The sequence below is a fragment of the Enterobacter sp. PGRG2 genome (assembly GCF_030291195.1).
Lineage (GTDB): Bacteria > Pseudomonadota > Gammaproteobacteria > Enterobacterales > Enterobacteriaceae > Enterobacter_D.
Genome location: NZ_CP127837.1, coordinates 3,054,788 through 3,059,581 on the forward strand (window position 1 = coordinate 3,054,788; position 4,794 = coordinate 3,059,581).

3 protein-coding genes are annotated in these 4,794 nt (G+C 55.9%); 1 reads left to right on the forward strand and 2 read right to left on the reverse strand.

Annotation, left to right across the window (positions count from 1 at the left end; genetic code table 11):
* Positions 1–48 precede the first annotated feature (48 nt).
* Together aroH and QRD42_RS13600 are read right to left on the reverse strand one after the other, a co-directional pair.
* Entirely contained in the window at positions 49–1,095 is a 1,047-nt protein-coding gene (aroH, locus tag QRD42_RS13595) for a 3-deoxy-7-phosphoheptulonate synthase AroH (protein ID WP_321987366.1), read from the reverse strand.
* Positions 1,096–1,272: 177 nt separating this feature from the next.
* Positions 1,273–2,106, reverse strand: a complete 834-nt coding sequence (locus QRD42_RS13600; RefSeq protein WP_321987367.1) for a pyruvate, water dikinase regulatory protein — start codon at positions 2,104–2,106, stop codon at positions 1,273–1,275.
* 333 nt (positions 2,107–2,439) lie between these two features.
* Between QRD42_RS13600 and ppsA the strand changes: the two genes are divergently transcribed.
* Positions 2,440–4,794: phosphoenolpyruvate synthase (ppsA, locus tag QRD42_RS13605; protein WP_321987368.1), on the forward strand; the 2,355-nt coding region annotated here is incomplete at its 3' end.

Sequence of the window (4,794 nt, forward strand, 5' to 3'; positions counted from 1 at the left end):
TTGTAGGCCCGGCAAGCGTAGCGCCGCCGGGCATCCATGGAACCGCACTCAGAACCGGCTATCCACGGCACTCGCCAGCATTTCCAGCAACCTTTCGCTGTCGTCCCAACCCAGACACGGATCGGTGATCGACTGCCCGTACACCAGCGGCTGTCCGGCGACGATTTTCTGCGTGCCTTCTTCTATAAAGCTTTCCGCCATGATCCCGGCGATAGCCGTCGATCCGGCGCGGATCTGCTGGCAAATATCTTCGCACACCTCCAGCTGACGGCGATGCTGCTTCTGGCAGTTGCCGTGGCTGAAATCCACCACCAGCTGCTCCGGCAGGCTGAACTCGCGCAGCGTGTCGCAGGCTTTCGCCAGGTCTTCCGCCCGATAGTTCGGCTGTTTGCCGCCGCGCATAATAATGTGCCCGTACGGATTACCGCTGGTCTGGTAAATGGTCATCTGGCCGGTTTTATCCGGCGAGAGGAACATATGGCTGGCGCGCGAGGCGCGGATGGCGTCCACCGCGATAAGCGTATTGCCGTCGGTGCCGTTTTTAAAGCCCACCGGACAGGAGAGCGCTGACGCCATTTCACGGTGGATCTGGCTCTCAGTGGTACGCGCGCCGATGGCACCCCAGCTGATGAGATCGGCAATAAACTGCCCGGTCACCATATCGAGGAATTCCGTGGCGGTAGGCACCCCCAGCTCGTTCACCTGCAACAGCAGTTTACGCGCCAGTTCGATACCGTGATTCACGCGATAGCTGCCGTTAAGATCCGGATCGGAGATCAGCCCTTTCCAGCCCACCACGGTGCGCGGCTTTTCAAAATAGGTGCGCATGACGATTTCCAGCCGGTGCTGGTATTTCTCTCGCAGCGCCTGTAAACGACGGGCGTAGTCCATCGCGGCGTCGAGATCGTGAATGGAGCAGGGGCCGATAATCACCAGCAGACGGCGATCCGTCCCGTTAAGGATTTTCTCAATGCGACGCCGTGAGGCCGTGACGTGTTCCGCCACGCTTGCGGAGACAGGATAGCGTTGCGCCAGTTCAGCCGGCGTGACCAGGCTGTCTATGCGCGCAGTACGCAGTTCATCGGTTTTATTCATTACATTTCTCAGAAATTTGTGGCTTCAGCGGCAGGTCTGCCGGGAAGTGATGGGCATCACGATAAACCAATCCCGTGGTATTTCAAGTGCGGGCGTGATACGCATCACAATCCAAAAGGTAATGATAACGAAATTTTAACCGATGTACTAGCTTGCTAGTGCACAGGAGTGCGCCGGTTAATACATGCGGCGATTCAGCTTCATCATGTCGAGAATTTTGGTGGCGATCTCCTCCACGGAGAAATTGGTGCTGTTCAGAAAAGGAATTTGGTTTTTCCGGTACAGCGCTTCCACTTCAGCCACTTCCATGCGGCACTGGCGCAGCGAGGCGTAGCGACTGTTTTCCCGCCGCTCTTCGCGGATAGCGGCGAGGCGCTCGGCGTTGATGGTCAGCCCGAAAAGTTTATGCTGCAACGGCTTAAGCGCAGCGGGCAGCACCAGGTTATCCATATCGTCGGCGATAAAGGGATAGTTGGCGGCGCGCACGCCGAACTGCATCGCCAGATAGAGACTGGTGGGAGTTTTACCGCAGCGCGACACGCCCAGCAGAATAACCTGCGCCTGATCGAGATTACGCATCGAAATGCCGTCATCGTGCGCCAGCGTATAATCGATGGCGGCGATACGCGCATCGTACTTAATCAGGTTGCCGGGATTAAGCCCGTGAGTGCGGTGCGCAACGGGGGTGGGATCGAGCTTGAGCTCCTGCTGTAAGGGTGCTACCAGCGCCTGCACGATGTCCTGGCAGAACCCTTCGCTTTGCAGAATGATATTGCGCACTTCCGGCAGCACAATGGAGTAAAACACCAGCGGACGGATCCCGGTCTGCTGATACAGAGCGTCGATCTGCTCTTTCACCGCCTTCGCGCGGCTCTCATTTTCCACAAAGGGCAGGGTGATGCTGTTGATGGCGACCGGAAACTGCGACATCACGGCATGCCCCAGCACCTCGGCGGTGATTGCCGTTCCGTCAGAAATATAAAAAACATGCCTGTCTACAGAATTATCCATTTAAGCCGCCCTGAAATAATCGTAATTGCATAAAAGCATAAATTAAAATCACCAGGATGCGTAGTCAGTAGTCGGCAATTCTAAAAAATGAAATGCTGTTTTTATTTTTAATGAAAAGTGCATTTCATTTTCCAATGCTGAGCACAGTGCGCGCCAGTTCTCATGAATTCAGATGATTCAGACACTTACCGCTAATCGGGAAACAGTCCGAAAAAGCAGAAATAAAATTTGCTTGAACGATTCACCGTTTTTTTCAGCGGAATAAGTATGCCAGGATAATTGCGTTATTAGGTCTTTCTTAAACCCGTTCATATATCACAAAAGGATTGTTCGATGTCCAACAATGGCTCGTCACCGCTGGTGCTTTGGTATAACCAACTCGGCATGAATGATGTAGACAGAGTTGGAGGCAAAAATGCCTCCCTGGGTGAAATGATCACCAATCTGTCCGGTATGGGTGTTTCCGTACCGAACGGATTCGCCACCACCGCCGATGCCTTTAATCTGTTTCTTGATCAAAGCGGCGTAAACCAACGTATCTATGATCTGCTGGATAAAACGGATATTGATGACGTGGGCGAACTGGCGAAAGCAGGCGCGCAAATTCGGGCGTGGATCATCGACACACCTTTCCAGCCGGAACTGGAACAGGCCATTCACGAGGCCTATAACCAGCTGTCTGCTGACGACGCAGAGGCCTCCTTTGCGGTGCGCTCCTCCGCCACCGCAGAAGACATGCCGGATGCCTCTTTTGCCGGTCAGCAGGAAACCTTCCTTAACGTGCAGGGCTACGATGCCGTGCTTGTGGCGGTGAAGCATGTCTTTGCCTCACTGTTTAACGACCGCGCCATTTCTTACCGCGTGCATCAGGGCTATGACCACCGTGGCGTGGCGCTGTCAGCGGGCGTACAGCGTATGGTGCGTTCCGATCTGGCGTCCTCCGGCGTCATGTTTTCCATCGATACCGAATCCGGCTTCGATCAGGTGGTGTTTATCACTTCCGCATGGGGACTCGGCGAGATGGTGGTGCAGGGCGCGGTCAACCCTGACGAATTTTACGTGCACAAACCGACGCTGGAAGCCGGGCGTCCGTCCATCGTCCGCCGCACCATGGGCTCGAAAAAAATCCGCATGATCTATGCCCCGACCCAGGAGCACGGCAAGCAGGTGCGCATTGAAGATGTGCCGGAAGCTGACCGCGACATCTTCTCGCTGACCGATGAAGAAGTGCAGGAGCTGGCGAAACAGGCGGTGCAGATCGAGAAACACTACGGTCGTCCGATGGATATTGAATGGGCGAAAGACGGGCATACCGGCAAACTCTTTATCGTGCAGGCGCGTCCGGAAACCGTGCGTTCACGCGGTCAGGTCATGGAGCGTTATACCCTGCATGACCAGGGCAAAATCATCGCTGAAGGGCGTGCAATTGGCCACCGCATCGGCGCGGGTCCGGTAAAAGTGATCCACGACATCAGCGAGATGAACCGAATTGAGCCAGGCGACGTGCTGGTCACCGACATGACCGACCCGGACTGGGAGCCGATCATGAAAAAAGCGGCGGCCATCGTCACCAACCGTGGCGGACGCACCTGTCACGCGGCGATCATCGCCCGTGAACTGGGCATTCCGGCGGTGGTGGGCTGCGGCGATGCCACCGAGCGCATGAAGGATGACGAAAAAGTCACCGTTTCCTGCGCCGAAGGTGATACCGGTTACGTCTATGCCGAGATGCTCGATTTCAGCGTGAAAAGCTCCAGCGTCGACACCATGCCGGATCTGCCTCTGAAAATCATGATGAACGTCGGCAACCCGGATCGCGCTTTTGACTTCGCCTGCCTGCCCAATGAAGGCGTGGGTCTTGCGCGCCTGGAATTCATCATCAACCGTATGATCGGCGTGCATCCACGCGCGCTGCTGGAGTTTGACGATCAGGACCCGGCGCTGCAAAAAGAGATCCGTGCGCTGATGAAAGGTTACGATTCGCCGAAAGACTTTTACGTTGGACGTCTGAGCGAAGGCATCGCAACCCTGGGGGCAGCGTTTTACCCGAAACGCGTGATTGTGCGTCTGTCTGATTTTAAATCGAACGAATACGCTAACCTGGTGGGCGGCGAGCGTTACGAGCCGGAAGAAGAAAACCCGATGCTTGGCTTCCGCGGCGCGGGGCGTTACGTGGCGGACAGCTTCCGCGACTGCTTCGCGCTGGAGTGCGACGCGGTGAAATACGTACGTAACGAAATGGGCCTGACCAACGTCGAGATCATGATCCCCTTTGTGCGCACCGTGGCGCAGGCGAAAGCGGTCATCGAGGAACTGGAGCGTCAGGGGCTTAAGCGCGGCGAAAACGGGCTGAAAGTGATCATGATGTGCGAAATCCCGTCCAACGCCCTGCTGGCAGAGCAGTTCCTCAAGTATTTCGACGGGTTCTCTATCGGCTCCAACGATATGACGCAGCTGGCGCTGGGCCTCGACCGCGATTCCGGCGTGGTTTCTGAACTCTTTGACGAACGTAACGACGCGGTAAAAGCGCTGCTTTCCATGGCGATCCGCGCGGCGAAGAAACAGGGTAAATACGTGGGCATCTGCGGCCAGGGGCCGTCTGACCATGAAGACTTTGCGGCCTGGCTGATGGAGGAGGGAATTGACAGTCTTTCTCTGAATCCGGATACTGTGGTGCAAACTTGGCTA